Source organism: Vibrio sp. 1078-1, assembly GCF_033340475.1.
This window is the reverse complement of record NZ_JAWOWM010000002.1, coordinates 401,693-427,536: the sequence shown is the minus strand read 5'-3', so window position 1 is coordinate 427,536 and position 25,844 is coordinate 401,693. Positions and strand designations below refer to the sequence as shown.

The window sequence follows — 25,844 nt, the reverse complement described above, 5'->3', positions numbered from 1 at the left end:
ACAATTACAGATTGTATTTGGATAGGTCTAAGCGGGTTTCTAACGCATGTTCAACCATTTGAATGACTTGTTGACGCTCTTCACCTTGTAAGAGTTGGCGTGGCGCACGAACTTGTTCAGAGCCACGTCCGCAGACTTGCTCGGCCAATTTTATGCACTGAACCAGCGTAGGAATGGTGTCTAAACGCAGTAGGGGTAAGAACCAACGGTAGATCTCTAACGCTTCAGCATAACGACCTTGGCTTGCCAGTTTATAAATCGCAACGGACTCTTCTGGGAATGCGTTGGTTAAACCAGAAATCCAGCCGGTCGCACCTAGCATCAATGATTCAAGAGCGATGTCATCAACACCACTGAACACGGTAAAGCGGTCATCAAATTTATTGTAAAGCTCGGTGATACGACGAGTATCAGTGGTCGACTCTTTGATAGCTACAATACTTTCAAACTCAGCCAGTTTCGCCATGATATCGAGGTTTACATCGACACCATAAGCAACCGGGTTGTTGTAAATCATGATTGGCATTTCTGGCGTTGCTTCTGCTAGCGTGCGGTAATATTCGAACGTTTCGCTCTCAGACGTGCGGTAAACCATGGCAGGCATCACCATACAACCATCGATACCAATTTTGTACGCATCCTGCATGTAATCAACAGCTGCTGTGGTAATAGACTCTGCTGTACCAGCAATCAAAGGCACACGGCCATTTACGACTTCTTTTGCCGCTTGCAAAACCTGGCGTTTCTCCTCCGGGTACAACGCGCAGTTCTCACCGACAGTACCCAAGCAGATAATGCCATTCACACCATCTTTAATCTGGTTGTCTATAACGGTTTGCGTTGCGTCTAAGTCAATTGACTGATCTTGACGAAATTGCGTACTGACCGCCGGATAAACACCTTTCCAATCAATTTTCATGAACTACTTTCCTTATATGTATATTGTATGCAATTTAAATGAACGAGCGAAAATGCTCAGACATGGCTATCTATGCCATTTTCTAACAACACCGCCTTTACAGCGGCCAAATCAGCCAAAGCACTGCCAACTGATTTGTATAAAGTAATGACCTCATCGTTTTGACGTCCTGAGATTTGTTGGGCGCAAAGCTGCGGTAATTCCCCTTTGATATCGTCTGACGTGAATACGCCCTCTTGAATTGGAATGAGAAGATCGCCCGCTTCGGCTAATACATTAATACGGCTATCAACATACACCTGTGCTCGTTGCACTGCTTCGGAGTCACATTCACGCTTGTCCAAGTCATGATTACCGACCAAATCAATATGGGTGCCCGGCTGCACGTCTGCGCCATTAAACAAAGGCTCTGCTGATGCAGTAATACAGCTGATGATGTCAACGTGTTTGATAACGTGGTCCACTTTTTCTACGACTGAAACGCGAAACCGACGCTCATCAGGAAGCGACTGATACTCTGAAGATGACACAATGGCATCTACCGTCGCCTCGGCTTTATCTGAGTTACGCCCCCAAATATAAACCTGCTTAAGTGGGCGAACCGCAGCGTATGCCCACGCAAAATAAGGCGCAAGATTGCCCGTTCCGCAGATCAACAGACGATCAGCATCGGGACGCGCCAAATAGTCCGCTGCCAACGCAGAAGCTGCGGCGGTGCGCCAAAACGTTAAAACTTTACCGTCCACGAGTGCGAGCGGCTCACCATCGTTTCGTCTAAAAACAAGCAGCTTAGATGCAAGCGTATCTTTGCCTTGCTCAGGGTTATGCGGGAAATACGTAAAGGCTTTCACCGCAATCAACTCCTGGTTCCAAGCTGGAAGTAGCGCAAACGCCTCGTATTCTCCCTCTTCTAAGGGCATGACTCGGCGTTGAGGTATTGTTGCTGGCCGCGAGTACATTTCACGCATCGTTTCAATAAGAGACTTCATTGTTAAACATTGCGCGACTTGCTGTGCTTCGATGACTTTCATCATTTCTCCGAAAACATAAATACAGTTGAGGAAAGTACGGAACCTCGCTTATGGATGAAAACTCGACCCCATACACAAATTAACGCCTAGTTAAGCAGCCAGGTATTGAACTCTTCATTGAGTTCATCCGCGTAGTCTGACCACCATTCATCGTTAATCAGGAAGGCGGTTTGGAAGTTTTGAGGTGCGGTAGGAAGGTTCGCTAAAATGTCTGGGTTCACCTCCGCCGAAGACGACTTACGCGTAGGCCCATAGGCAACGTACTTAGCTTGATCAGCTAATGGTTTTGTTCCTGAAGAAAAAGCAATGAAGTCCAATGCAAGCTTTGTGTTCTCACTCCCTTTAGGTATCGCCCATCCATTCATGTAACCCATTTGACGGTCCCATATAATCCGAAATGGTTGACCCTCATCTTTACGGGCATTGTGGATTCGGCCGTTAAACGCCGAGGCGATCACCACTTCTTTGTCTGCAAGCATTTGAGGTGGCTGGGCACCTGTTGTCCACCACAGTACTTCTGATTTGATCGTATCCAACTTAGCAAAAGCACGCTCACGCCCCGCTTCGGTTTCGAGCAGGCTGTAGACCTCTTCTGGCTTTACACCATCAGCCAATAGTGCCCACTCAAGATTGCCCTGAGGTTGTTTTTGCAATGCACGTCGACCTGGAAAAGTTTTTAGGTCAAAAAGATCGGTCAACTTGCTTGGCAAAGCCTTACCTTTAAACGCGTCTTCGTTCACCGCTAATACAGTGGACACTACGATGGTATTGATTGCGCACTCGTGAATCGCACCATCAATAAAATCCTCTTGTGCTGGTGTTCCATCTGCGCCCGGAGGCAAAATACTTGGGTTCACTGGTTCTAGTAACCCTTCGGCGCAACCACGAACAATGTCTGGCTTGTCGAGAGAAACCAAATCCCAGCGCACGTTGTTCGCTTCCACCTGTGCTTTAATTTCAGCTAATCCGCCGCTGAAATCCTCGGATACGATCTCAACACCTGTTTTTTTAATGAAAGGCTTATGATATGCCTCCACTTGGCTCTTGGTGAATGCACCACCCCAAGATACGACCGTCAATTTGTCTTCAGCATAAGCAGAGGCCCCCAACAGCATTCCTGAAATCAACAGCGCCAATGGTGCTTTGGTCATTCGTGACATGTTTTACTCCTTTTGGTTGTTTTTCTGGAGGCATCCGAGTACGGCTGTTGGACACCATTTTTGTTAAAATTAAGTTAACATTAGCATTTAATATATTTTATACAATATTTAATATTAAATTTTTCAGGCGAATCGTTGTAATGAAAAAGGTGATAGATCAATCGATGTCGGCTTTCCTTCGATAAGCTCTAAAAGGAGATCTGCCGTAATCGCCGCTTGAGTTAATCCAAGGTGTTGGTGGCCAAATGCCAGTAATACATTTCCATCCCAAATGCTATCAATAACCGGTAACGAGTCGACTGTTGAAGGCCGATTACCCATCCACTTTTCTCCTTGCTTGAGTGGATTTAACTCCGATTCAAACATCTCATCACCTAACTGAAAAAGCATTTCTGAACGTTTCATATTGGGTGGTGATTCTACATCGGCATACTCAACAGTGCCTGCCAAGCGTAGCCCGCCAGACATCGGAGTCATGATGAATTTTCTATCGGCAGAGCTAATAGGAAATGGCAGTACATCACGCTTGTCATCCACCATTAGGTGATAACCACGCTCGGCTTGCATAGGCACTTTGACTCCGGTTAGCTGCCATATCAAAGGCTTAGAATGTACACCAGCGGCAACAATGATTCGGTCAAATGAATGTGTTTGAGACTCAACCAACACATCACCATTTTTCTCCAACGCAGATACACCTTTTTGTAAAATCTTACCGCCAAGAGCTTCAAAAGCTTCACTTAGCTCAACACAGATCTGATAAGGGTCTAGCGTATGTCCTGTATCGGGAAAAAAGACGCCGACACGAACCTTATGGCTGAGATCAGGTATCCGCTTTCGAATCGCCTCTTGCGTCCAAACTTGATACGCCACACCGTTTTTGGCCAGTGAGTTAAGCGTACTTTGGTAGTCTTTAAACAGTTTCTCGTTTTCAAAAGTGAGCAATGAACCATTCATTTTTATTAGATGCGCTTTTCCGATTGAATCAAGCACGCCACGCCAACTTGCCACTGACCGCTCGTTAAGAGTTTTAATCGCGTTTTTTGCCTGCTCCGCGGCTGATGGCTTTGTTTGTAATAGAAAACGAATCATCCACCCGATAGTGCTTGGAATATCTTGCCAACGGATCGAAACCGGACTTTTGGGATCTAGCAGCATTTTAGGTAATTGTGGAAGCAGCGCTGGCGTTGCAAGAGGGAAGATTTGCTCAGTCGCGATATGACCTGCATTTCCCTTAGAGCATCCATTCCCCACGCCATTGGGATCAAAAATTGTGACTTGATAACCTTGCTGCTGCAACTTCAATCCAATTGATAAGCCAATAATCCCCGCACCTATCACGGCGATCCTTTCCTTTTTTGTTTCATCCTTGACCAACATAAATATGCTCCGAGTCACACTTGAAAACGTAGATTGTATACAATATATTTTACATTACGTTAACATCACTATTGTTTAATTCAACCATTTTTTCAGCAAGGAGCGAAAAATGAGACAAGGAACTTTTTTCTGTATTGATGCCCACACCTGCGGCAACCCAGTTAGGCTGGTAGCAGGCGGTGTGCCTCCACTCGAAGGCAATACCATGAGCGAAAAGCGCCAATACTTTCTTGAGCATTATGATTGGATTCGTCAGGCACTCATGTTTGAACCTCGCGGACACTCAATGATGTCGGGGTCAGTTGTCTTGCCTCCTTGCAGTGATAACGCAGACGCTTCTATTCTGTTTATTGAAACCAGTGGCTGCTTACCAATGTGTGGCCACGGCACCATTGGAACCGTCACCACCGCTATCGAAAATCGCCTTATCACTCCCCAAAAAGAAGGTCGTTTGATACTTGATGTCCCAGCAGGACAAATCGAAGTGCACTACCAAACAAAAGGTGACAAGGTCACGTCGGTAAAGATATTTAACGTACCGGCTTACCTTGCCCACCAAGACGTAACCGTGGACATAGAGGGCTTAGGTGAGCTCACTGTCGATGTTGCTTATGGCGGAAACTATTACGTAATCGTCGATCCTCAAGAAAACTACGCCGGACTTGAACACTACTCTCCAGATGAAATTTTGATGCTTTCTCCAAAAGTTCGCGAAGCGGTATCTCGAGCGGTTGAGTGCGTACATCCAGAAGATCCAACAGTGTGCGGTGTTTCTCACGTGCTATGGACCGGAGAGCCCACTCAAGAAAACGCTACCGCTCGAAATGCTGTGTTTTACGGCGACAAAGCGTTGGATCGCTCGCCATGTGGTACGGGTACTAGTGCACGCATGGCGCAATGGCATGCAAGAGGCAAACTCAATCAAGGAGAAGACTTTGTTCACGAAAGTATCATCGGCAGCCTATTTCAAGGACGTATAGAAGGCATTACCGAAGTGAATGGCAAAGCCGCTATTTTGCCAAGCATTGAAGGATGGGCACAAGTATACGGTCACAACACGATATGGGTAGACGATGAAGACCCATATGCGTACGGATTTGAAGTGAAGTAATAAGGATAGTAAGGAAGAATGATGACCCCACAAGAACCAACCACTTTTTACGCAGTCAACGCCTTTACTGGTGAGCCTCTACCCACAGCGTTTCCGGTGCATGGGGAGCAAGAAGTTAATCAAGCCGCCTCAGCCGCCCAAAGCGTTGCGCGTGAGTTTCGCCAACTAAGCAATGCAAAGCGAGCGAGCTTACTTTGCTCTATCGCCTCTGAATTGGAAGTGAAGAGTGAAGAAATCGTTGCTCGTGCTCATTTGGAAACTGCCCTTCCCGAAGCACGTTTAAGCGGTGAAATAGGACGTACAGCGAGCCAATTAAGACTATTTGCCGAGGTTGTGAGATCGGGTAATCACCATCAAGCAATTTTCGATACGCCAAACCCAAACCGTCAACCACTGCCAAAACCAGATATTCGCCGTCAACAAATCGCAATTGGCCCTGTCGCCGTGTTTGGTGCGTCTAATTTTCCGCTCGCATTTTCTACGGCAGGTGGTGATACGGCTTCGGCACTGGCTGCTGGCTGTCCTGTGATTGTAAAAGGCCATACCGCCCACCCTGGCACCAGTCAACTTGTTGCCGAGTGTATTGAGGCTGCACTTGAGAAAGAGTGCTTACCGCAAGCCATCTTCACGCTATTGCAAGGCAACAAACGTGCACTTGGCCAAGCACTCGTTACCCATCCAAAAATTAAAGGGGTTGGGTTTACAGGCTCCGTCGGTGGTGGCCGCGCGCTGTTCAATCTAGCTCAGCAAAGACCAGAGCCAATCCCCTTCTATGGTGAACTAGGGGCGATTAACCCAACATTTATTCTCCCTTCAGCCATACGAGCAAACGCCTCATTGGCTGAAGAGTTTGTGGCTTCTATGACTTTGGGCTGTGGACAATTTTGTACAAAACCAGGCGTTGTATTTGTCTTGAATAGCCCAGAAACGCAAGCCTTTATCGAAATCGCTCAAGGGTTAATTCGACAACAATCAACGGCCACTTTGCTAACGCAAGGTATCCGAGAAACGTATGAATCCGAAGTGGATAAGCGAGCTTCCGAAACAGGCATTAACGTCACTCGTTCTGAACAAGCAGAAGCGACCAATGTCTCACCAGCGCTGTTCGTGACGGACAGTAAAAACTGGCGTGAAAACCCGCAATGGGAGGAAGAAATATTTGGTCCTCAATCGTTAATCGTAATCTGTGAAGATTTCGATGACATGTTGAAACTGAGTGATTCACTGACTGGATCGCTCACCGCAACCCTTCACGCTACCGCTGAAGACGAAGAACAAGCCAAGCAACTGCTTCCAAGTTTGGAAGAAATCGCCGGACGCCTTGTATTCAACGGTTGGCCAACTGGCGTCGAGGTTGGTTACGCTATGGTTCATGGTGGACCATATCCGGCTTCAACCAATTCTGCCTCAACATCTGTCGGTGCGGAGGCTATTCATCGTTGGTTGCGTCCGGTCGCTTATCAAGCTTTGCCAGAATCTTTATTGCCGGATTCATTAAAAGCGTCGAACCCACTGGGTATCCAACGCGCCATAGATGGCAGTGTGTCCCAATAAGATCAACAAATGGCTCAAAAAGGCATCAACTGATGCCTTTTATTTCACTCTACTTCTCAAAACCTTCTTTCCTAGTTGGTTTGTGCCAGAAAAACAATAAACTACTAAAGTAAAATGGATTGGATACAATATTAATTTCACGGGAGACTTCAATGTCACAGAAACCTGTTTTTAAAACGCGCACTCAGCTCGTTGAGGAAGCAATTCGAACTCAGATCTTGAAGGGCGAGTTAAAAACTGGTCAACCTTTACGTCAAGATGCGTTAGCAAAAGAGTTTAATGTTAGCCGAATTCCTGTGCGTGAAGCGTTAGTTCAATTGGAAGCACAAGGACTCGTTAGCTTTGAACCTCACAAAGGTGCGACGGTCACTGAGCTATCTCCAGAGAAAATCAATGAGCTATTTGAACTGCGCGCTGTCGTGGAATGCCACATTTTAGAGCGCGCGATTCAAAATATGACAGACGCTGACCTTGAACGCGCGCGCGAAGTTCGCGAACGTTTCGAGTCAGTAGTGAACAGTGGCGACGAAGTAGAAGAATGGAGCAACTACAACTACGAGTTCCACAAAGCCCTATATGCGCCAGCCAACATGCCTGAAACTATGGACGTCATTTACAACCTGAACACAAAGTGTGACCGATACATACGCATGCAGCTATTGTTTACTACAGGCATTAAAAAGGCAGAAGAAGAGCACTTAAACTTGTTTGAAATGTGCCAAAATCGTGATATCGAAGGCGCCAAGTACCTGCTGAAAAAACACATTCTAGAAGCGGGCACAGCGATTCGAAACCTGCTGCTTGAAAGGCAAAATATCAGCCAGTAAACGGAATAACGAATAAGGTGATATTCAAGGATGAATGTTGGACCAAAGTTTTTACTCGCAGCGCTACGACAAAAGATTAAAGAAGAAGGGCTTTGCTACAATTCCTTGTCAGAGAAAAGTGGCATCCCTTTATCTAGTATTAAACGCCACCTACATAATCCAGCTTTAGGTTTGGATAAAGTACTTATTTATCTGAACTACCTGAATACCGATCTCATCGAACTCGCAACCTTAGCCAACGAGCTTCAGCACCAAAACGAGCAAATGCTAACAGATGAAGAGAGCGCCCTTTTCGTTGAGCATCCTTACTTACTTGATTTTATTTATATGCTGACTTCTCGTGATATTAAACCGCAAGAGATAGCCCAAACTTACGGACTTTCTGATACAAGCTTACGATTCTATTTGCGTATCGCGGAAATTCTAGGATATGTCGAAAACTTCGGAGACGGCTTGTTTTACCGTTCTGGTCGTCGATTTATTATGGAAGAAGGTACGGCATTAGACACCTTATTCAAAGAGCGATTTCAACAAGATTCGCTTTCTCATGATATCAACCCAGGCGTATGTATAGGTCGCATTAGGCTCACCGAAGAGCAGAAAGTGCAAATAGAGGACGAGCTTTGTAATAAATTAGCGAAACTTAACGCAGTTAACACTTCCAACAATGAAGGTGAACTAACAAATATATTAATGCGCTGCACTCCCGGTGCTCAGATATTTTTCGCTGATGATTTACCTAACATTGACGGAAGCTTATTAAAGCACGTCGCTCAACTCACTAAATTAAGTTAAAGCATCAGATAAATAAATCAAACACCCCCGAGATAACATCATATATCCCTACCAAACTATTGATTCAAAGCGTTTCCTGAATCTAATTCTGATTTTTTATTTAGCAAGCGTCGCTTAGTCAACTAAGAACTTGTCTTAATTTCACACTTATTAATTGTCTTGTTAGCTCTTTTGAAATAGACAGAAAACTTAAGTAATGACTAATTTAGCTTAAGTATAAAAGACAACTTTTTTACGTTATTTACCTCACACTATTTAACTATAAATTTGCAGACGAACAAATTAAATTAATACATTCACCTAGCTAATAAAAACAAAAGCAAAACACATAATTATAATTCTATTATTTATAAGGACATAGAAAAGTGAAATTTAAGTATTCTTTAGCAACGGCAGTCACTCTCGCATTATTACAAGGCTGTGGTGGCGGTGATAGCTCATCACCTACTCCGTCCACTAGCAGTGCAAACGGTCCAACGTGGAAAGTTCATGATTTTAGCCAACCGTCGAAAACGTTTATCAACCAATGTGAAACGCCCCGCGTCGGACTGGACCCATATGACAACTATGCCGCCTATCCAGATAAATTGGGCTCTGCATTACACGAAAAACTCTTTTTAAGAGCTTTTACTAACGAAACGTATCTATGGTATGACGAGGTTCCTGATAATAATCCAGCAAACTACAAAACTGTTACTGATTACTTCAATACGCTGGTCACCTCTGCTACTACCGCGACGGGTAAACCAAAAGATCGCTTCCATTTTACCGTCCCTTATGAGGATGATATGAAATCATCGCAATCCGGTTTAGTTGCTGGATTTGGTTTTAACTGGGCATTCCTACGTGGCGTACAACCTCGAGACGTTCGTATTTCCTACACTGAAGAAGCCTCGCCAGCTGATAGAAGCGGCATTGCTCGTGGTGATAAGCTTCTGAAAATCAATAATATTGATGTGGTTAACACCGGTAGTCAGTCCGACATTGATTTTATTAATAAAACGCTCTTTAACCCTGACATCAATCAAGATTACACCTTCACATTTGAGAGTGTTGGCGGTCTAGAGAAAACCGTGACGCTTACCGCCTCTGATGTCATGACCTCTCCAGTTAAAAATGCCAAAGTGATTACACAAAATGGTATGCGGATCGGCTATCTGCAATACAACTCCTTTGAACCAAGCGCTCAAGCCCCGCTTATTGAGGCGTTCAGTACGCTCTCAGCAGAGAATGTTGACGAGATCGTCGTTGATTTACGTTACAACGGCGGTGGCTTAGTCCTTCAGTCCTCGCAAGTAGGCTACATGCTAAGCGGTGCTGGTCAGAACCGAGTCTTCAGTGAGTTGATTCATAATGACAAAGTGATGCGTACCATTAAAGATGGGGATAACATCTATCGCTTTACAAATCTAGCAATAGACTGGGCAGCACAGAAATATTCGGACCAAGTGCTTCCGACACTGAACAAAAAGCGCGTATATGTGCTGACTTCAGGAGGCACGGCTTCCTCTAGTGAACTGCTAATCAACGCTTTACGCGGCATTGATGTGGAGGTTATCCAAATAGGCTCAACAACCACAGGTAAACCGTATGGGTTCTCACCAGAACAAAACTGCGGCACTATGTACTACACTATTCAGTTCAAGTCGGCGAACGAGAAAAAATTTGGCGACTTCGCTGATGGTTTTATTCCTACTCCAAAGAGCCAAATCAATACCGAGCTAGGCTTAAACAATAGAGTGGAAGGTTGCTGGGTCAATGACGACCTAACAAAACCGTTAGGCGATCCGTCTGAAGGTATGCTTTCTGCGGCGCTAAACTACATGGAAACAGGAACCTGTCCGCCAGTATCCCCTTCAAGTTTCAACGCCATGCCGCGTAACATTTCATCTCCGGAGTTAAGCGATCTTCGCTCTCCGCTACGAACAGAGGCAATTCATGTTGAGATCAACTAACTTTTTACGAATGCTGATTCGGGTTGCGCTTTTCTTAGGCACTTCGATTTCTTTGATAGGATGCCAAGCTATGTCACAAGAACCCGTTGAAGCATTGAGTAAAAAGAACTCTCCGGAAACAGTCATAGAGATTCAAAACGCGATCGCAGAAATCCAAGGGACACCAGCACCTAAAATCGCAAATAACGTATTTGAATCCTCACCGCATTTGTTGATTGAAAAAGGACGAGTAAAAGGGAACAACAATCAACTGTTGGATGGCAGCTATACGGATCTTCCAGACCAATATACGTTGCAGATAAGAGGTGAAACCTGTGGCTTGTACTATGCCAAAACAGATACTTTTGTCTCTCTCAGTTCACTAGATTGTGAGCCCATCATTAAGTTTTAGATCTCCCAAAAGAGAAGCCCGCTGATATCAGCGGGCTTCCTACTTTATTGTTCAGTGTGAAACGGTCAACGTTACTTTAGTTCAATCCATGCTTTGCGCTGTTGCTTATCCATGTATGACCAAGCTACAAAGCGGCTCACTTTCTGTCCTTGGCTCATTTCAACCACACGAATGGCTTTCACACCCAATTTTTCAAGCTGCTTGCGCATCGGGCGAACGTTGTCTTTTTTGGATATGAGTGTTGTAAACCACAAAACCTGCGCGGCAAAAGCTTGGCTTTCATTCGCCATTTTTCGGATAAACGCCGCTTCTCCGCCTTCACACCACAATTCAGCGTTTTGACCGCCAAAATTCAACGCAGGCTTACTTGTCTTTACTGGTGCGGTTTGAGGTTTTAGCCCTTTCTTGCGCTGGTTTGCTTTTAGATTATCGATTTTACGCTGGCTGCCCATAGCGGCATCTTCCGCCGAACGGTGGAATGGCGGATTACATGTCGTCACATCATAACGATCATTCGGTTGAATGATACCTCGATAAATATTGGCATCATTGTATTGCTGTACCAGTGCAATTTTTCCCGTCAAAACACGATTGTGCTCTACGATCGTTTGAGCCGATTGGATGGATTTTGGATCGACATCGCTGCCCGTATAGTGCCAACCGTATTTTGTTACACCAACAATCGGATAAATACAGTTTGCTCCCACGCCAATGTCCAACGCTTTCACTTTTTGGTGCGCGTACTGACCTTTTGCTTCACCATCAAGTAGCTCTGCCACTCGGTGAATGTAATCAGCGCGGCCCGGAATCGGCGGGCAAAGGTAGGTGTCGGGAATGTCCCAGAACTCGATACCATAATACGCAGCAAGCAATGCTTTATTGAGCATTTTAACAGCATTAGGATCAGAGAAGTTTATGGAGTCTTCCCCTTTCGGATTTTTGATAACGAATGGCTTTAACTGTGGTTCACTTTCCACGAGTTTTTTGAAATCGTAACGACCTCGATGAACATTACGCTCATGCAAACCATTCTTCGCTATTTTTATGAACTCGACTTCGCTCTTTCCTGCAGGCTGCGAGGATTTGCGCGCAACTTTGTCTTTAACACGCTTCGGCTTGGCTTTATTCGCGTCTTTATTCTGACCCGCCATTGAAGTCTTTGGCTTTGCTTGCTTCGCGTTGTGATTATTGTTCTTCATTCAAATTCGCTTTTAAATCGAGGTAAATCATAAACAAACGAGCATCAAATTCGAGTTGGTGATACTCAGGCTCCATATAGCAACATAGCTGATAGAACGCCTTGTCGTGGTTTTTCTCACGAGTATGTGCCAACTCATGTACCACCAGCATTCTTAATAGTGGCTCGGGCGCATCCTTAAATACATTGGCAATGCGAATCTCGTTTTTCGACTTCAGCTTACCGCCATGGTTTCTACTGATTACACTGTGCAAACCAAGCGCGTTGTTTACCGCGTGAATTTTCTTATCGTAGACAACTTTACTGATTGGCGCGGCTTTCTTCATGTAGCGGTTTTTGATTGCCATGGCGTACTCATAGAGCGCCCTTTCGCTTTTGATTTGGTGCCTATCGGGATAACGCTTTTCGAACCAAGGAACAAACTTGCCACTCGCTATCAATGAGCTCACCTGCTCTACGATGTTTTGTGGGTAGCCCTGAATGTATCGAAGTGACGGATGCATAGAGTTAACGTCTGTTATGACAAAATAAAGGCGCTCAATATACCTGAGATAAAAGACAGTTTCACCTTAGCTTTCGCCTTTCATTTATGGTGAAAGGCCGTTAAACTTCGCCTCCCAATGATAATGGAGAGAAATTCAATGAAACGTGTCGTTCTTTATGTCAAAGACAAATGCCCTCACTGCAAAGATGCTCAACGTTATCTGGATTCGAAAAATATTAACTATCGTTTGTGCAATGCTAAGATGCAACGCGGTCGCAAAGAACTTGATGCGCTTGGTGCTCGTTCAGTGCCAGTTTTAAAAATTGGTGATCGGGTAATGATTGGCTGGAACCCAAAGAACTTCGAGAAGATGTACAAAGGCGACTAGTGCTCGGACGATGAATCTGCGCTGCGTTTAAACGTAGCGCTTGATAAAGTCGATAAACGTTCGATCTGCTATTGATAAATACCCCTGCTTGCGCCAAGCAAGTGCCAGATCCAGCGTCACTGGTGGTTCAAACGGTAAGCCAACAACGCCCGACTCATGTTGAGTCACCAATTCCAGTAACGCGGTAATCGCAAACTCTTGTTTTACAATACTCAAAATCAAAGGCAGTAAGTTGGTCTCGAATGATGACTTCATGGTAAACCCATGCTCCTCACTCACCTGATCCAAAAATTCGCGGTGAAAATAGCCATGCTGAAACATAACCAAATCGTGTTCAAAGAACTCATCAAAAGTAAGAGCGTGTCGCTGGGCTAACTCATGCTCAGGTGAAACAACTGCGACCATTTGGCTAGTAAACAAATGGTCAGTTTCTAGATCATCAGGCACATTATCACAACTGATCACACCAATATCGAGTTGACCATTGAGCAGCATACGACGAATCGATTGAGTCCCAGCTTCGACCAAGGTCAATTTTAACTCCGGGAACTGGCTTTTAAACGCCATCACAATTCGTGGAAAGAAATAACTGCCCATCATTGATGGCGTCCCGAGCCTTACTTCGCCTTTCGCTAAGCCTTTCAACTCATCAATCGCGAGCTGCGCGTCGTGCAACTGTTGAATCACCCGCTTGGCATGTATAAGTAGCGTTTCGCCCTCTTTCGTTAAGCTGATTTTTTTATCATCACGGCGAAATAGGGTAACGCCCAAAGACTGCTCAAACTTTTTGATAGAAATGCTTAATGCGGGCTGGGCAATATGCAGGGCTTTCGCCGCATGGGTAATGTTTCCGTGTTCAGCGACCGCCAGAAAATGTTTAAGTTGTTTCGATTCCATTAGATCAAAAATATATGGTGTCCATATTTTTAATATATTTTTTTAATTTATAACGAACTGATAGATTGATCACAGTCTCTCCATTTGCTCACATTAGGCAGGATTCATGGTCAGTTTTGGCACACCGGAATACAAACGCATTACGCTCTCGCTAGCGCTTGGTTCCTTCTTGGTTTTTTCAAATTTATACCTACTACAGCCAATGCTGCCCACTTTTGCTCAAATTTTCACGATCTCAGAAACGCAAGTGAACTGGTTATTTGCGGCCTCAACACTCGCTCTCTCTTTTAGCCTCGTTCCAATGGCTGTGTTATCAGAATCAGTGGGACGAAAACCAGTCATGATGGCCGGTCTGTTTTCGATTCCTACCCTTTCCGCTTTGATGCTGTTTGGTGACTCATTCCTGTTTTTGGTGGTATGTCGAGCACTGATCGGTGTCGCGCTCGCCGCTTTTGCTGCGGTCGCCGTGGCTTACATGGCAGAAGAGCTCGACAAGCACGCTTTCTCGATGGCAATTGGAACGTACATTGCGGCTAACTCATTAGGCGGTATTGCAGGACGTATTAGCGGCGGCTTATTGGCGGACAATTTCAATGTTGATGTCGCCATTGAAGTTATGATGGTGTTCACTCTTCTTGGTGTCATTGGCGTTCACTATTTATTGCCAACACAGCGCAACTTCACCCCGTCATCAAGCAGCTTGCGCCATCAAAATCGTGCGCTTATTGGTCATTTTAAAAACCAACGCGTATGGTTCGCGATGCTGATAGGAGGACTCAACTTTGCTTTGTTCGTCAACCTTTACTCCGTAATGGGGTTCCGTCTGGTGAGTGAACCTCACAATGTGCCCGTCGGGTTGGCCTCACTGATCTTTATTTGTTACTTGGGAGGAACTTTCTCCTCTCGTTGCGCAGGCCACTGGAGTAAACGTTATTCATCAATCCTCGGCATGTTCTTGGGCGCGATAGTGAGCATGACGGGGATGTGGATTGCGGCGGTTGAAAGCTTGACTGCAATGCTATTTGGGTTGTTGCTGATAAGTTTTGGTGCCTTCTTTACTCATACCCTCGCCTACGGTTGGGTCGGTCAGAATGCCACTCGTGCCAAAGCCACCGCGACAGCGCTCTACTTAGTACACTACTATGTAGGCGGTAGTTTGGGAGGATTCTTACTTCTTTATTGTTGGCAACATGGTGGTTGGTCGAGTGTTCTCATGGGGGGAAGCGCCGTCTACCTAGCGATGTTTGCTGCGATTGCGTATTTGAAACACATTGCCGAAAGAAAGCATACTGACCAAACACCTGACGCTGCGAGTTTAAAGAGTAGCTAAGGTACGCTCATTTGCGTAATACCTCTCTGGTTACTTGGATAACCAACTCTGCTATGCTTGGGCTACTTTAATAAAAACCAGAAAGTCGTATGTCAACGCGTTCAACACAAAACACAGATATCGAAGCGATCACTCAACAGGTCGATCAATGGCTCAACGATGTGGTAATCGGACTCAACCTTTGTCCGTTTGCTGCCAAACCGCAACGTAATAAACAAATCAAAATTTTTGTTAGTGAAGCGACTCAAGAAGAAGCGCTTCTTGAAGATATTTTATTGCAGCTGATTGAGCTGAGTAACACAGAACCCGAACAACTTGAGACCACGTTGGTTGTGGTTCCCAACATGCTACAAGATTTCTGGGACTACAACTTTTGCATAGATTGGGTTGAAGGATTAATTAAGCAGCAAAACTGGGAAGGTATTTTCCAAGTAGCGACTTTCCATCCTGATTACTGTTTTGGCGGCGCAAGGCCTGAAGACGACGAAAACCTGACCAATCGTTCTCCTTACCCGATCTTCCATTTGATTCGCGAAGAGAGTATGGAAAAGGTACTAAAACACTATCCTGATCCTAAATCCATTCCCGATACGAACATCGCTCGTGTTTCCGCCCTTTCAGAGGAAGAACGTAAAAAGCTGTTCCCTTACCTATTTCGTTAAGCACCACCATTCCCCAAAGGCAGATTTATCACCAGTTAGATGCAATGCCCTTGGGGTTCAAAGTGCGGTTTGGTATCATTGCCGCTTCAATCGATTCAATGGAAATTAGAATGCAACTGTCAAAGCTAACCCAAGAGATTTTTGATCACTTATACCGTGATATCACCGAGTTCCGTAGTACGTTCGACTTACCAGTCGCAGACGCTGCAAGCCTTGATGCACAAGCAGATACACTACACACCTCTTTGGCGATCGAAGAGCTAACAGAGCTAGCAGAAGCAGATTGTAAAACTGAGCAAGCAGATGCCATCGTAGACAGCGTGTATGTATTAATGGGCCGTCTCGTTCATCTTGGCCACAGCAAAGTAGAAGACAACCTAGCGATCAGCTACTTAATTGATCTTCTATTAAACGTTGCAGTAAACCGTGGTATTGAATTTATTCCTTGCTGGGATGAAGTGCACTCAAGCAACATGAGCAAAGTATGCCGTAACGAGCAAGAGTACTCAGAAACAGAAGCATTCTACGCAGAACAAGGCATCAAGTTGATGGCGGTGCAGAAAGGTGAATACATCATCGCGAAATGCGCCGAAGATTTCGTATCGGAAGGTAAAACCATTCGTAAAGGCAAAGTACTCAAATCTGTTTACTACCGCCCTGCAGATCTAAAACCGTTAACTCAATAAGCGTTGAGTTTGGCTATCTCGATTAAAAAAAAACGACCTCAAGTAGGTCGTTTTTTATTGTCCCTAAACATTAATCAAAGATTAAATAAGGTTGCTCATCTACGATGACCTTTTTGACTTGAGTATTGAACACTTCCCCGAGAGCTTCTTCCGTTAGCACAGTATCGGCACTTCCTGATGAGTGCAGCACACCGTTGTTAAGCAGCAATACTTTATCTGCGTGCTTTAATGTGCGATTGAGATCGTGATTAGCAACCAATACTCCAATTCCCTGCGCCGCCATAGTGTTAATCAATTGATAGAGCAGACCCTCTTGCGCAATATCTAACGGTGCTGCTGGCTCATCCAAAATTAAAAACTGCGAAAAAGGATTAATGGTACGCCACACCTGCAAACATACACCTGCTAATCGGACACGCTGCCACTCACCACCGGATAATGTTTGAATACTGCGATGAAGCTTATCTTGCAGTTGTACTAGCTCCACCACCATATTGACAGCATCACGCACTTTGATATCCGCAATCTCAGCACCACTTGGCAGAGATAAAGCGAGATACTGAAACACATCAACATTAAACGCTGGGCGCGATTGCTGACACAAATAACCTCGAACATGAGCTTGCTCTGACAACGGTAAAGTAAGCAAGTTTTTGTTGCCAACGTACACTTCACCACTCATACCGTCTCGGTGACTTAACGTACCAGAAATCGCAGCCAATAAAGTACTCTTACCGGAACCATTAGACCCAACGATATGTACGATTTCGCCAGCTTTGCATTCAAAAGAAAGAGGCAATAATCGACTACCAACCGACATATGTTTAACGTGCATCATGACTCTTCACCAGCATCCAGATGAAAATAGGTGCGCCAATCGATGTTGTCATGACACCTAAAGGTAACTCTGCGGAGTCCAATAACAGTCTTGCGCCGATGTCAGCAAATACAAGCAACGCAGCACCAGATATTGCAGAAAGTGGCAATAAATAACGGTTTTCCGTACCAAAAGCCAAACGCAACAAGTGCGGCACCACCAAACCAACAAAACTGATGATGCCACCCAAAGCGACTGAGCTACCCACCAAAACAGAAATGGCGAGGATCAATTTCCAACGCATTTGATGCACATCGACACCCAATTGGGTCGCATGAATCTCACCCAGCATCAATTTATCAAGCGACTTGCCTTTACAACATAACCAGATAAGCACCGGTAACATCACCAAAGTAACGGTATGTTGATACCAACTTGCACCGCCAATACTGCCCATTAACCAATACATCAGTTGGCGTAAACTGAGATCATCACTAAAGTAAAATGCCCACGTCACAATCGCGCTCGATAAAATACCCAATGCGACCCCAACCAAAAGCAATCGAGCCGTCGTCAGGTGCATTGCCCTTGCTATCGCCACCAAAACAAACGTGAATACCATCGAGCCAGCAATCGCTGCCAACATAAAAACAATCGGGGTAGGAAGAACAGGTGACGCGAACATGATTAAGACCATTGCTAAGCTTGCGCCACCAGAGATACCAAGCACGCCAGGTTCAGCCAACACGTTCCCAAGCAACACTTGTAACGTCGCGCCAGATACCGCTAACGCAGCACCAATAATTGCCGCAGACACTAACCTCGGTAAACGCAAGTCCACCAATAACTTCTGTTCAAATGCAGATAAGGATTGAAAAGGAGAAAGGAAAATTTCTCCGACCATCAAGTGAATGGCAGAGAGTACAGCGAGCACGATCGACATAACCATCAGGTTACGTTGCCAGCGTCGTTCCTTGTTCAGGATAAGTTGTTGAAAATCCATAGCGGCCGATAAAAACAAACGAGGCTTAACCTTACAGTTAAGCCTCGGTAAATTGCAATTAACTTCTCAAAGCAATGTTGGATTAATCGTAAACCAACTCACCCTCTTCAAAACGGGTTTTCACTTCACAAACCATCAGAGCTGCACGTTGACCTATTGCGACGTGGCGGTTCGGGAAGACAATCGCTTCGTTTTCATTCTTCGCCATTAATGGTTTGTCGCCATCATGACCAAACACTTCGCCGTGAACAAATGAGGTGAAGTTTTCAACATTGTCGTCGAACATAAAGTCAAAGTCTTCGTTCAAACGAACGATTGTGCGACTTACGCGATACTTAATGCATGGTTTTGGTAAGTGTTCTGGCTTCGTTTCCGCAATCAAATTACGTAAAGACAAATCAAACGCGGTCAGTTTATCGAGGTCATTTTCACCGATACGAGCCACACGGCCAAGCTCCATTGTGAGAGCCTGCGCACCAAAATTCTCGGCACTGTACCAGCTAAACGTGCTCGATGGTGAGTTTGACAGGAGCACTGCTTCAATGTGTGCACTGTCCAAGAAATCGATCAATGCCTTGCTGCGCACAGGATGACGAGTCTTAGGACTTACTGCAAACGTATAGTGCTTCGAGCCTCTAATCGCGCAGTGTAAATCAAGGTGCCAGCGTGTTGTCGGGTCGGTATCCTGATAAAAATCTCGAACAAGCAGCTTAAGCGTATCGGCGATAACAAGCTCTTTTGTCTGTTTGTGTTCTTTTTCGTCAAACAGACGGTTGAGATTTTCTTCGAGGAATCGCGTGTGCGCCAGAGTGGATTCTGGGTGAGCGATAATGAACAGACAACGGGTATCGACCGTCTGGAACCCAGATTCTATGTCTTGAATAATGGAATCCACCAGCTCCATCGGTGCGGTTTCGTCTCCGTGAACCCCACAAGAGATGATGATGTTCTTCGTATCCTGAGTATAATTCGCAGGGATTACTTCTAATACACCACGCTGATAGAGTTTAAGTTTTACACCGTTAGAAAGCACCTGCTCCGCTGGTGCAACATCAATATGAACATCTAACGTGTCAGTTAAAAACGATTGGCGAAAGAGAGACTTCGTCATGCGTTACTCCTTAATAGCACGGCGGATATGTTAATAAATTGTACAAAGGATTTTTGTTGCTGCGATCTCACTTATGAGTAGAAATCACTATTTCCCTCGAAAATCCGATGCCTTTTCGCGCCAGGCACTCAAATCAAGCATTGAGGCGTTTAATTTTCAAACAATTACAAAGTGTTAGGGCTGTGAACTTTACCACAGCCCTGATTAAGATCATTATGATTTGATCAAATTTTTGTAGCTATAAAGCAGATTATGCATCAACACTGCGAAAAACTTAGCCGCGCTGTGCGAGCAAACGCTCAAACTCATCGACTTTTTCACGCACTAGCTCAACACTCTGCTGCCAAAACGTTGGCTGGGTTAAATCCATCGACAAATGCTTTTCGACGACATCTTCCGCCATCATGCAGCCTGTATCGCGCAGCAAATTGATGTAATCGGTGTAAAACGCTTCGCCTTTGGTTTCTCGCTGTGCATAGATACCCTTGCTAAACAAGAAACCAAATAGGTATGGGTAGTTATAAAAGCTCACGCTATCAATAGAAAAGTGCAGCTTGCTTGCCCAGAAGTACGGATCCGGTTCGCTCATTACGTCGCCATACCATTCTTTCCAAGTTTCTGACATCAACTCACAGAATTCATCTGCGGTTAACTCTCCATCCTGGCGGCGTTCATAAAACGATTTTTCAAACTCGTAGCGAACCGGAATGTTGATCATTAAAGCTAGCGCAGATGACAACTCTTCCCACAACATCTCGAGCTTTTCATCAACGCTCTCAGCTTTCGAAATCAAATGATCACGAACGATGTTTTCTGCAAAGATAGAGGCGGTTTCTGCTAACGTCATTGGGTAGTAAGTTTGGCAAAGTGGCAAATCACGAATAACCCAGTTATGGAACGCATGGCCAAGTTCATGTGCCAGAGTCATAAGGTCTGACCGGCTGCCACTCCAAGTCATAAACACAAGCGGTGTTCGCGTTGCTGGCAGTTTGGTGCAGTATGCGCCAAGACGCTTGTTAGCATTTGGCGCGGCATCAATCCAACCATTTTGTACCATCAAACGGACAAATTCCGACATCTCAGGGTTTACTGTTTCAAATGCTTCACAAATAACCTCAATCGCTTCATCAAAGTCGTAAACCTTCGCTTCACCGCTCAAAGCAGGCATAGCCGCCAGATGATTCCAAGGTTTCATCTCATCCAGACCATGTACTTGCGCCATCAATAAACCCGCTTTCTGACCAATAGCTCGACTGTCTTTGGCTACGGTCATCATCGCATTTAAAGTTTCAGCTTGGATTCGGCTACCATGCAAACTCGGCTCTAGGAAGTGAACTTCACGCTTCGTAGAACGCTTTTTGTTTTCAGTTAAGCGCCATCCTGCTAACGCATTCAAAATCGCAGCGAATGATTCTTGGTGCGTTTGCATTGCATCTTGTACGCCTCGCCACGCGGCTTCTTGACGCTCGAATTCAGAACCATAAAGAATGCTTGCCGCTTGAGAAAACCCAAGCTCTTCACTATTACCATCTGTGTACTCAAGCTTCACTTTCAATGAGCCAGTCAGGTTATCGTATAGGTTACCCCAAGCCGATTTGCCATCCACACTCATCGCAGCCAGTAACTGTTCTTCTGCGTTGCTAAGACGAGTATCCGCCAACTTTCTAGAATTCAAGATAGAAAAAGCTTGCCCACTGATATCAGGATTCTCATGGTCTAACACGCGCAAGATAAACTCTTCGTCGGCATGAGTTAATGTCAAATCAAAGGGACTGAACGCTTGGGAAAGCTCCGAAAAGATGCGGGTCATTTTACCAAGTAACGATTTCGCTTCGGCGTTTGTTGCATCAACAGAAGCATAACAACTCGCAAAATTTGCAACTGTGCCCGCTAAACGACTCGCAGCTTCATTGGTCAAAATCGCATTTTGCATGATCTCTACGTTGCCACAATCTGCTGATTGTTTATTCAAAAGATCAATACATTGTTCTACAAGAGCAATATCGTCTTGAATTCGTGGGTCAGAAAGGTCGTTATAAACGATGGACAAATCCCAACTCGGCGTTGTCATTTCTATATTTCCTTTTTATGTAACTGAGTCAATTTTCGCTTCCTGCACCTAGCAGATGGGCTTCCACTGACATCTTCCGTGACTATGCCCGTAAGCAATATCGTTCTGGGCATTTTAATATTTATAAATTAACGAGTTAAAAGAGGTACGCCAATCGAACGCACCGAGGCGTAAATTTGCTCATCTATGGTAATTGTTAAATGCGTGACAGAAGCGTTTCCTATCGACAACGTCGAATACCACTTTGGGTTACGCCAATCTAACTCCAATACATGAGCAAGAATCATACGAATGACGCCACCATGCGTGACGATAAGTAGATTGTCATTGATATCGTTGATGATTTGAGACCAAACGCGACATATGCGCTCAGAAAATGTGCTTAAGCTCTCAGCATTCGGCAACGTATGTTGTGCTGGCGATTGCCAAAAAGCATCTAGCTTTTTCCACTGCTTAGTGAGCATATCAAAAGGCATACCATCAAAATCACCAAATGCCATCTCTTGTAAAGACTCATCCGTCATTACTGGTAATAATTGCTGTTCAGCAATGATGTTTGCCAGTTCTTGACAGCGTGAAAGCGGAGAAGAAATTATTCCACCCACACCTCGTCCACTCTCGGCCCAAGCCCGAGCAATACTCTCTTGATCAGCAGGCGTAACTTTTACATCTGTTTGGCCATGGAGTCCTGGTGGAGCGTCTACTTTTCCATGACGCACAAGATAGATATTGAGTGTTTTCATTTTGTTCCATCCTACTCTTTAAGAACCAACGGCAAACCAGCAGCAACAAAGGTAACGCGATGGCAAACACTGGCTAGTTTTTGATTCATCCGTCCTGCATTATCCACAAAATAACGACTAACCGCCCCCAAAGGTACAATGCCCATTCCAACCTCGTTAGAGACGAATATTAACGTCGCATCTGAGCCACGTACCACCTGTATAAGCTTTTCAATTTCTGCTTCTAGCTTCTCATTGGAACATTCATCACCTAACTCAAATATCCAATTGTTGAGCCACAAGGTTAAACAGTCGATCAATACAACATCGGTGATAGCGAAATTTGTCAGTAACTCAGATAAATGAAGGGGGCATTCATGCTCTTGCCACTCGCCCCCGCGTTGCTTTTGATGATGCGCTATTCGCTCTCGCATTTCTTGGTCAAATGGCAGCGCGGTTGCAACATAGTGTAATGCTCGCTGAGAAGCGACCGATAATTGCTTAGCTGTTTTTTCTGCCAAATGCGACTTCCCAGAGCGCGCGCCACCGAGTATCAATTGCTTCATGAGGAGTGATACAACCCAATCATAGTGAGATAAATAAGCAGTTCCGACAACTGTTGCGCTGCGCCAAGGCAATCCCCCGTAAAGCCGCCAATTCTCTTGGTTAACCAACGTTTGAACATCAAACGAAATACCACGAGAACAAGCGATATCAAGATCGCATCCGCGATACCAAGCACAAGCAATGTTACGCCACCAGTAAACAACAAAATGGAGACTTCTAGAGAAGACTGGCGACTTGCTAGCGGTTTACTTTTCGACGTATCACTGTCACTGACATAAGGCATGTCATAAATAAGCGTCGCTGCTAGTGCTCGGCTTGCGGTGTAAGCGACGACAATGACCAACCAAAAGTGCGGCAAGTTAGCCAGTTCACTCCAAAAAACATACTTAGCCAATAACGCCATAATGAGAGTGGCGGCACCATAAGTGCCAATACGACTGTCTTTCATAATAGAGAGGCGTCGCTCTACGGTCATGCCACCGCCAATGCCATCCGCCATATCGGTCAAGCCGTCTTCGTGAAAAGCCCCAGTTAACAATAAGCTAAACACCATCGTTAATACTATGGCAACCGACTCTGGGAAAAAAATTGAGGTGAGCGAGAATACCAAAGCGCAAAGTGCTCCAAGCACGAGACCAACTAACGCAAAGTAACGGCCTGCCTGATTCATGCGTTCTTCACTGTAAGGCAACGCTTGGGGCACGGGTAAGCGGCTAAAAAAACTGGTAGCTAATAGAAATAACTCCCACTGGTATCTTAACGATGACGGCGTGACTTTCTCAGAATTATCAGGGACTGACACTATACTGTAACTCCTGCACTCTCGAAGCTCGCCATTTTGTTGTAAAACTGAGCGGCAGCTTTTAACAAGGGTAAGGCAAGAGCGGCTCCTGTTCCCTCCCCTAGCCGTAAACCAAGGTCGAGCAGAGGTTCTGCTTTAAGATGTTCCAATACAAATTTATGTCCATTTTCTTCAGAGCGATGGGCAAACAACATGTATTCACGCGTTTCTTCGTCTAACAACGTCGCAATATAAGCCGCTACCGATACGATAAACCCATCCACTAAAACTGGAGTTTTAAGCCGCTTGGCTTCTAAAAAAGCGCCCACCATTTGTACGATTTCAAAACCCCCAACCTGTGCGAGAATCGCTTTGGTATCAAGACCTCGACATCGGTTTACCCCCTGTGCTACCAGTTTATATTTGCGGCTCAACTGCTGTTGATTGATTCCGGTGCCAACGCCAACACAATAATCAATATCTAATGAGCTCAGCGCCGATAACAGTGCTGAGGCCGAACTGGTATTACCGATGCCCATCTCGCCGAACATTAAGAGGTTTGAACCATGCAAAATGGTATGCTCAGCAATCTTCGCACCATATTCTAAACCTAACGCCACTTGTTCTGGGGACATCGCGGATTGTTTAGAAAAATTAGCCGTACCGTTACCCAACCGTTGTTCAACCAAGTTGGGATGGGATTTAAATTCTGGAACCAGCACATCAATAGGAGCCAACATGCCGCAATCTATTACTTTGAGTTGAATGCCATTAATGTCGCAAAAACAGTTGATGGCTGCGCCGCCAGCGAGAAAGTTAGCCACCATTTGCTGAGTGACTTCGCTTGGCGCAATGCTCACACCCTCCTCTGCAACGCCGTGATCTCCAGCAAATACCAGCATGCTCGGTTTGCAGATAGCGATGGAATCAACTGGCTGAGGTTTATTCTGACTTTGAATAAGAGCTAACTGCAGTGCCACCTTTTCCAATAAGCCTAAAGAACCGACGGGTTTGGTTTTGTTATCTATGCGTGCTTGTATCTCCGCAGCAAAAGAGTCATCCATTTTTTACGTTCCTTTGATGTTGTCTGGGTGAGAGGTGTTCTGTTGTTCAAGAGGTCTTGTTCAGCGACAGTTTTTGCGCGCCCACTATTGTATACACTTGCATCCAATTGGGGCAGCGCTAATCAAGTTTATCTCAGGATAGTCTGCCGAGTTCGCAGAGCGTCTCACCTTTCTTGCACGAGATTATAAGTAACTCGTTGAAATCCGCTACAATAGCTTAGACTATGTTCCCATATAGGAGAAAAGATATGGATAACAACACCTGCGCAATCATCGCCGGTGCAACTGGCTTAGTAGGCTCAAAAGTCATTGCAAACCTCATAAATCAATCAGGTGTTGGAACATTATATTATCTTTCTCGCCGCCCACTCGATGGCGTCCTAGATGTGGACAACAAGCTTATTCCTCTCATTGATGCAGACCTTTCTATCCACCAATGGGATGAGAACCAACCAACACCAACCATCGGCTTTATCTGTTTAGGCACGACCCTTAAGCAAGCAGGCAGTAAGGATAATTTGCGTAGAGTAGATGTTGATCTGGTGTGCAAAGTCGCCCAACAAATGAAAACAATCGGAGTCAAACGCCTTGCGGTTGTTTCTAGCCTCGGTGCAAATAGTAAATCGCCATCCCATTACTTAGCTTGTAAAGGACAAATGGAACAACGAATCGAAGCTATGGATTTTGAGGAAATCGTATTTGTTCGCCCAGGCCCGCTTGTTGGTCAACGTCAAAACCCAAGAATGGACGAGAAGTTAGTACAAACTCTGTTTAAGGTAATTCGCCCACTTATGCTAGGCAAACTGTCCAACTTTTTACCTATTCGAGCAGAAGATGTCGCCAAAGCGATGATTTATCAACTTTTCAGTTATCAAGAAGACTCGGTGGTTTACTTACAAAGGAAAGAAATGCGTGAATTACTGCATCACTACGAATAACC

Annotated in this window: 26 protein-coding genes; 11 read left to right on the top strand and 15 right to left on the bottom strand. The window is 45.1% G+C overall.

The features are described 5' to 3' along the window. Positions 1-4 precede the first annotated feature (4 nt). From R7190_RS05845 to R7190_RS05830, 4 genes are all read right to left on the bottom strand, one after another. Positions 5-919 (bottom strand): dihydrodipicolinate synthase family protein, encoded by a 915-nt coding sequence (locus R7190_RS05845; RefSeq protein ID WP_005377851.1) that lies wholly within the window; start codon positions 917-919, stop codon positions 5-7. Positions 920-975: 56 nt separating this feature from the next. Next, a complete protein-coding gene (locus R7190_RS05840; protein WP_005377853.1) occupies positions 976-1,950 on the bottom strand; it encodes an ornithine cyclodeaminase family protein in 975 nt (324 codons plus the stop codon). A gap of 86 nt (positions 1,951-2,036) precedes the next feature. Then, positions 2,037-3,110 carry a polyamine ABC transporter substrate-binding protein gene (locus tag R7190_RS05835; protein WP_017820893.1) on the bottom strand — a complete coding sequence of 358 codons (1,074 nt, stop codon included), beginning with the start codon at positions 3,108-3,110 and terminating at the stop codon, positions 2,037-2,039. A 123-nt stretch (positions 3,111-3,233) separates the two neighbouring features. Continuing rightward, on the bottom strand, positions 3,234-4,490 hold the full coding sequence (locus R7190_RS05830) for an NAD(P)/FAD-dependent oxidoreductase (RefSeq protein WP_104975267.1): 1,257 nt from the start codon (positions 4,488-4,490) through the stop codon (positions 3,234-3,236). A gap of 109 nt (positions 4,491-4,599) precedes the next feature. On the opposite strand from R7190_RS05830, the gene R7190_RS05825 reads away from it, so the two are divergent. The 6 genes from R7190_RS05825 (at position 4,600) to R7190_RS05800 (ending at position 11,123) form a co-directional block, all read left to right on the top strand. Then, positions 4,600-5,601 (top strand): 4-hydroxyproline epimerase, encoded by a 1,002-nt coding sequence (locus tag R7190_RS05825; RefSeq protein WP_047008677.1) that lies wholly within the window; start codon positions 4,600-4,602, stop codon positions 5,599-5,601. A 21-nt stretch (positions 5,602-5,622) separates the two neighbouring features. Next, positions 5,623-7,155, top strand: a complete 1,533-nt coding sequence (locus R7190_RS05820; protein WP_186585045.1) for an aldehyde dehydrogenase (NADP(+)) — start codon at positions 5,623-5,625, stop codon at positions 7,153-7,155. A gap of 152 nt (positions 7,156-7,307) precedes the next feature. After that, positions 7,308-7,982, top strand: coding sequence for a GntR family transcriptional regulator (locus tag R7190_RS05815; protein ID WP_053303155.1), 675 nt, complete (start codon positions 7,308-7,310; stop codon positions 7,980-7,982). A gap of 30 nt (positions 7,983-8,012) precedes the next feature. Further along, positions 8,013-8,777, top strand: coding sequence for a hypothetical protein (locus R7190_RS05810; RefSeq protein ID WP_005377865.1), 765 nt, complete (start codon positions 8,013-8,015; stop codon positions 8,775-8,777). Positions 8,778-9,142: 365 nt separating this feature from the next. Beyond that, positions 9,143-10,732 (top strand): S41 family peptidase, encoded by a 1,590-nt coding sequence (locus tag R7190_RS05805; protein WP_186584314.1) that lies wholly within the window; start codon positions 9,143-9,145, stop codon positions 10,730-10,732. Between the two features lie 70 nt (positions 10,733-10,802). Continuing rightward, positions 10,803-11,123, top strand: a complete 321-nt coding sequence (locus tag R7190_RS05800; protein ID WP_186584315.1) for a hypothetical protein — start codon at positions 10,803-10,805, stop codon at positions 11,121-11,123. A gap of 71 nt (positions 11,124-11,194) precedes the next feature. Here R7190_RS05800 and rlmF read toward each other — a convergent pair whose 3' ends face one another. Next, positions 11,195-12,322 carry a 23S rRNA (adenine(1618)-N(6))-methyltransferase RlmF gene (gene rlmF, locus R7190_RS05795; RefSeq protein WP_186584317.1) on the bottom strand — a complete coding sequence of 376 codons (1,128 nt, stop codon included), beginning with the start codon at positions 12,320-12,322 and terminating at the stop codon, positions 11,195-11,197. Next, positions 12,309-12,824, bottom strand: coding sequence for a M48 family metallopeptidase (locus R7190_RS05790; protein ID WP_005377870.1), 516 nt, complete (start codon positions 12,822-12,824; stop codon positions 12,309-12,311). Before R7190_RS05790 ends, rlmF begins: the two co-directional genes overlap by 14 nt. Before the next feature lie 138 nt (positions 12,825-12,962). Between R7190_RS05790 and R7190_RS05785 the strand changes: the two genes are divergently transcribed. Further along, positions 12,963-13,193 carry a glutaredoxin family protein gene (locus tag R7190_RS05785; RefSeq protein ID WP_005377871.1) on the top strand — a complete coding sequence of 77 codons (231 nt, stop codon included), beginning with the start codon at positions 12,963-12,965 and terminating at the stop codon, positions 13,191-13,193. 27 nt (positions 13,194-13,220) lie between these two features. Here R7190_RS05785 and R7190_RS05780 read toward each other — a convergent pair whose 3' ends face one another. Continuing rightward, a complete protein-coding gene (locus tag R7190_RS05780; RefSeq protein ID WP_017820887.1) occupies positions 13,221-14,090 on the bottom strand; it encodes a LysR family transcriptional regulator in 870 nt (289 codons plus the stop codon). 106 nt (positions 14,091-14,196) lie between these two features. Here R7190_RS05780 and R7190_RS05775 point away from each other — a divergent pair, with 106 nt between their 5' ends. From R7190_RS05775 to R7190_RS05765, 3 genes are all read left to right on the top strand, one after another. Beyond that, on the top strand, positions 14,197-15,420 hold the full coding sequence (locus tag R7190_RS05775) for an MFS transporter (RefSeq protein WP_005377873.1): 1,224 nt from the start codon (positions 14,197-14,199) through the stop codon (positions 15,418-15,420). A gap of 89 nt (positions 15,421-15,509) precedes the next feature. Continuing rightward, a complete protein-coding gene (locus R7190_RS05770) occupies positions 15,510-16,082 on the top strand; it encodes a DUF1415 domain-containing protein (protein ID WP_042521931.1) in 573 nt (190 codons plus the stop codon). A 110-nt stretch (positions 16,083-16,192) separates the two neighbouring features. Next, on the top strand, positions 16,193-16,768 hold the full coding sequence (locus tag R7190_RS05765; protein WP_005397767.1) for a nucleoside triphosphate pyrophosphohydrolase family protein: 576 nt from the start codon (positions 16,193-16,195) through the stop codon (positions 16,766-16,768). A gap of 70 nt (positions 16,769-16,838) precedes the next feature. Here the strand turns inward: R7190_RS05765 and btuD are convergent, their stop codons facing one another. The 8 genes from btuD to cobT all read right to left on the bottom strand — a co-directional run bounded on the left by btuD (position 16,839) and on the right by cobT (position 24,904). Next, positions 16,839-17,606, bottom strand: coding sequence for a vitamin B12 ABC transporter ATP-binding protein BtuD (btuD, locus tag R7190_RS05760; RefSeq protein ID WP_186584319.1), 768 nt, complete (start codon positions 17,604-17,606; stop codon positions 16,839-16,841). Then, complete coding sequence (gene btuC / locus R7190_RS05755; RefSeq protein ID WP_042521936.1) at positions 17,593-18,588, bottom strand: vitamin B12 ABC transporter permease BtuC; 996 nt, start codon at positions 18,586-18,588, stop codon at positions 17,593-17,595. Before btuC ends, btuD begins: the two co-directional genes overlap by 14 nt. Before the next feature lie 82 nt (positions 18,589-18,670). After that, positions 18,671-19,699 carry a succinylglutamate desuccinylase gene (locus R7190_RS05750; RefSeq protein WP_005377878.1) on the bottom strand — a complete coding sequence of 343 codons (1,029 nt, stop codon included), beginning with the start codon at positions 19,697-19,699 and terminating at the stop codon, positions 18,671-18,673. A 274-nt stretch (positions 19,700-19,973) separates the two neighbouring features. After that, entirely contained in the window at positions 19,974-21,770 is a 1,797-nt protein-coding gene (locus tag R7190_RS05745; protein WP_042521938.1) for a M3 family oligoendopeptidase, read from the bottom strand. 128 nt (positions 21,771-21,898) lie between these two features. After that, a complete protein-coding gene (gene cobC, locus R7190_RS05740) occupies positions 21,899-22,513 on the bottom strand; it encodes an alpha-ribazole phosphatase (protein ID WP_042521940.1) in 615 nt (204 codons plus the stop codon). A gap of 11 nt (positions 22,514-22,524) precedes the next feature. Continuing rightward, positions 22,525-23,058 carry a bifunctional adenosylcobinamide kinase/adenosylcobinamide-phosphate guanylyltransferase gene (gene cobU, locus R7190_RS05735; RefSeq protein ID WP_042521941.1) on the bottom strand — a complete coding sequence of 178 codons (534 nt, stop codon included), beginning with the start codon at positions 23,056-23,058 and terminating at the stop codon, positions 22,525-22,527. Then, positions 23,055-23,861, bottom strand: a complete 807-nt coding sequence (locus tag R7190_RS05730; RefSeq protein ID WP_054576446.1) for an adenosylcobinamide-GDP ribazoletransferase — start codon at positions 23,859-23,861, stop codon at positions 23,055-23,057. Before R7190_RS05730 ends, cobU begins: the two co-directional genes overlap by 4 nt. After that, complete coding sequence (cobT, locus tag R7190_RS05725; protein ID WP_005377883.1) at positions 23,861-24,904, bottom strand: nicotinate-nucleotide--dimethylbenzimidazole phosphoribosyltransferase; 1,044 nt, start codon at positions 24,902-24,904, stop codon at positions 23,861-23,863. Before cobT ends, R7190_RS05730 begins: the two co-directional genes overlap by 1 nt. A 248-nt stretch (positions 24,905-25,152) precedes the next feature. On the opposite strand from cobT, the gene R7190_RS05720 reads away from it, so the two are divergent. Then, positions 25,153-25,842, top strand: coding sequence for an NAD(P)H-binding protein (locus R7190_RS05720; protein WP_005377884.1), 690 nt, complete (start codon positions 25,153-25,155; stop codon positions 25,840-25,842). Positions 25,843-25,844 lie beyond the last annotated feature (2 nt).

Excerpts from the sequence above, each read along its gene's own strand:
- R7190_RS05790 (WP_005377870.1), bottom strand. The coding sequence starts at position 12,824 with ATGCATCCGTCACTTCGATACATTCAGGGCTACCCACAAAACATCGTA.
- btuD (WP_186584319.1), bottom strand. The coding sequence starts at position 17,606 with ATGATGCACGTTAAACATATGTCGGTTGGTAGTCGATTATTGCCTCTT.
- R7190_RS05800 (WP_186584315.1), top strand. The coding sequence starts at position 10,803 with ATGTCACAAGAACCCGTTGAAGCATTGAGTAAAAAGAACTCTCCGGAA.
- R7190_RS05810 (WP_005377865.1), top strand. The coding sequence starts at position 8,013 with ATGAATGTTGGACCAAAGTTTTTACTCGCAGCGCTACGACAAAAGATT.
- R7190_RS05780 (WP_017820887.1), bottom strand. The coding sequence starts at position 14,090 with ATGGAATCGAAACAACTTAAACATTTTCTGGCGGTCGCTGAACACGGA.
- R7190_RS05845 (WP_005377851.1), bottom strand. The coding sequence starts at position 919 with ATGAAAATTGATTGGAAAGGTGTTTATCCGGCGGTCAGTACGCAATTT.
- cobT (WP_005377883.1), bottom strand. The coding sequence starts at position 24,904 with ATGGATGACTCTTTTGCTGCGGAGATACAAGCACGCATAGATAACAAA.
- R7190_RS05820 (WP_186585045.1), top strand. The coding sequence starts at position 5,623 with ATGACCCCACAAGAACCAACCACTTTTTACGCAGTCAACGCCTTTACT.
- R7190_RS05765 (WP_005397767.1), top strand. The coding sequence starts at position 16,193 with ATGCAACTGTCAAAGCTAACCCAAGAGATTTTTGATCACTTATACCGT.
- R7190_RS05720 (WP_005377884.1), top strand. The coding sequence starts at position 25,153 with ATGGATAACAACACCTGCGCAATCATCGCCGGTGCAACTGGCTTAGTA.
- R7190_RS05745 (WP_042521938.1), bottom strand. The coding sequence starts at position 21,770 with ATGACAACGCCGAGTTGGGATTTGTCCATCGTTTATAACGACCTTTCT.
- R7190_RS05835 (WP_017820893.1), bottom strand. The coding sequence starts at position 3,110 with ATGTCACGAATGACCAAAGCACCATTGGCGCTGTTGATTTCAGGAATG.
- R7190_RS05770 (WP_042521931.1), top strand. The coding sequence starts at position 15,510 with ATGTCAACGCGTTCAACACAAAACACAGATATCGAAGCGATCACTCAA.
- R7190_RS05785 (WP_005377871.1), top strand. The coding sequence starts at position 12,963 with ATGAAACGTGTCGTTCTTTATGTCAAAGACAAATGCCCTCACTGCAAA.
- cobC (WP_042521940.1), bottom strand. The coding sequence starts at position 22,513 with ATGAAAACACTCAATATCTATCTTGTGCGTCATGGAAAAGTAGACGCT.
- btuC (WP_042521936.1), bottom strand. The coding sequence starts at position 18,588 with ATGGATTTTCAACAACTTATCCTGAACAAGGAACGACGCTGGCAACGT.
- R7190_RS05775 (WP_005377873.1), top strand. The coding sequence starts at position 14,197 with ATGGTCAGTTTTGGCACACCGGAATACAAACGCATTACGCTCTCGCTA.
- R7190_RS05750 (WP_005377878.1), bottom strand. The coding sequence starts at position 19,699 with ATGACGAAGTCTCTCTTTCGCCAATCGTTTTTAACTGACACGTTAGAT.
- R7190_RS05825 (WP_047008677.1), top strand. The coding sequence starts at position 4,600 with ATGAGACAAGGAACTTTTTTCTGTATTGATGCCCACACCTGCGGCAAC.
- R7190_RS05830 (WP_104975267.1), bottom strand. The coding sequence starts at position 4,490 with ATGTTGGTCAAGGATGAAACAAAAAAGGAAAGGATCGCCGTGATAGGT.
- rlmF (WP_186584317.1), bottom strand. The coding sequence starts at position 12,322 with ATGAAGAACAATAATCACAACGCGAAGCAAGCAAAGCCAAAGACTTCA.
- cobU (WP_042521941.1), bottom strand. The coding sequence starts at position 23,058 with ATGAAGCAATTGATACTCGGTGGCGCGCGCTCTGGGAAGTCGCATTTG.
- R7190_RS05840 (WP_005377853.1), bottom strand. The coding sequence starts at position 1,950 with ATGAAAGTCATCGAAGCACAGCAAGTCGCGCAATGTTTAACAATGAAG.
- R7190_RS05815 (WP_053303155.1), top strand. The coding sequence starts at position 7,308 with ATGTCACAGAAACCTGTTTTTAAAACGCGCACTCAGCTCGTTGAGGAA.